This is a genomic window from Sphingomonas sp. Ant H11 (genome assembly GCF_000797515.1).
In the GTDB taxonomy this organism is placed as follows: Bacteria; Pseudomonadota; Alphaproteobacteria; order Sphingomonadales; family Sphingomonadaceae; genus Sphingomonas.
Genome location: NZ_JSBN01000181.1, coordinates 1 through 1,880, shown reverse-complemented (window position 1 = coordinate 1,880; position 1,880 = coordinate 1). Strand labels below are relative to the sequence as shown.

The following is a 1,880-nucleotide window of genomic DNA, read 5'->3' as shown; positions in this document are numbered from 1 at the left end:
CGGGTCGCGTGCGGAGGCCCCCCTCCGTCAGCCTGCGGCTGCCACCTCCCCGATCCGGGGAGGATCGAACCTTCTCGCGCTCGCGGTCGAATGCGCGCGGCAGCGGGCGACTTTGGGCGAAATTTCCTCCGCGATGGAGGACGTGTTCGGGCGCTATGACACCGTGCCGACGCCGGTGTCGGGCATTTACGGCGGCGCGCACGCCTTCGACGCCGCGTGGCAGGGCTTGAAGGACGGCGTCGTTTCGCTGGAAACGCGCAATGGCCGCAAACCGCGCATGCTCGTCGCCAAGATGGGGCAGGACGGGCATGACCGGGGTGCGAATTTGGTGTCGTCGGCGTTCGGCGATCTCGGCTTTGAGGTGGTGCCGGGGCCGCTGTTCCAGACGCCGGCCGAAGCCGCCAAGCTCGCGATCGAGCGTGATGTCGATGTGGTTGGCGCATCGTCGCTTGCGGCGGGCCATAAGACCTTGATCCCCGAGCTGATCGGCCATTTGCGGGACGCGGGGCGCGGCGACATCAAGGTGATCGCGGGCGGGGTGATCCCGGCGCAGGATTACCAATTCCTGCGCGATGCGGGCGTCCAGGGGATTTTCGGGCCCGGCACCAATCTGGTCGAGGCGGCGGGCGAAGTGTTGCGATTGCTGGGGCATAATATGCCCCCGGTTGAGGAAAGTGTGGAATGAGTGACGTGATGGAATCCCCCTCCCGCTTGCGAGTTTCAGGTCGGTCCGTCCCCCAGACGGACCTGAACGATGCGGGGCATCGTTCACCTGAAACTGGGCTAGGGGAGGGCAGTGCAACGAGTGCTGCTCCGTACCAGCAGGCCCTCCCCCAACCCCTCCCGCAAGCGGGAGGGGAGCAAGTCAGGAACGACTGGACGCGCGGGGAAATCGCGGCGCTGTATGACTTGCCGTTCGACGAACTGATGTTCCAGGCGCAGACCACGCACCGTGCGCATCATGCGGCGGGGCAGGTGCAGTTGTGCACGCTGCTGTCGATCAAGACCGGCGGCTGCCCCGAGGATTGCGGCTATTGCAACCAGTCGGCCAGCGCCGACACCGAGCTCAAGGCCAGCAAGCTGATGGACGTGCGCGCGGTGCTGCAATCGGCGGCGCAGGCGCGCGATGCGGGGTCGCAGCGCTTCTGCATGGGGGCGGCGTGGCGCAACCCCAAGGACAAGGACATGCCCGCGATCATCGAGATGGTGCAGGCGTGCGGCAGATGGGCATGGAAACCTGCATGACGCTGGGGATGCTGACGCGACCCAGGCCGAGCAGCTCGCCGACGCGGGGCTCGATTATTACAACCACAATATCGACACTTCGCCGGAACACTATGCGGAGGTGATCACCACGCGCACCTTCCAGGACCGGCTCGACACGCTCGATCATGTGCGCGAAGCCGGCATCAACGTGTGCTGTGGCGGGATCGTCGGCATGGGCGAGACGCGCGGCGACCGGGTCGGCTTCATCCATGCGCTGGCGACCTTGCCGCGCCACCCGGAGAGCGTGCCGGTCAATGCGTTGGTGCCGGTCAAGGGCACCGTGCTCGGCAATATGCTGGCCGACACCCCGCTCGCAAAGATCGATGACATCGAATTCGTCCGCACGGTGGCGGTGGCGCGCATCACCATGCCGATGAGCATGGTGCGGCTGTCGGCCGGGCGCGAGAGCATGTCCGAGGCTACACAGGCGTTGTGCTTCATGGCGGGCGCGAACTCGATCTTCACGGGGGACAAATTGCTGACCACGGGCAATGCCGGGGACGACAAGGACGCCGCGCTGCTGGCGAAGCTCGGGCTGGTGCCGATGGTTGGCGAAGAGCCGATGCGGGCGGCAGCCGCGTAATTCCCCTCCCGCTTGCGGGAGGGGCTAGGGG

General features: G+C 66.5%; 1 protein-coding gene and 1 pseudogene. Both read left to right on the top strand.

Features of this window, described 5'->3' with window-relative positions:
* On the top strand, nt 1–685 hold a 685-nt coding region (locus NW75_RS21240; protein WP_197057914.1), incomplete at its 5' end, for a cobalamin-dependent protein.
* Nucleotides 686–891: 206 nt separating this feature from the next.
* Nucleotides 892–1,849 (top strand): annotated as a pseudogene (gene bioB / locus NW75_RS21235) (biotin synthase BioB).
* Nucleotides 1,850–1,880: the final 31 nt, after the last annotated feature.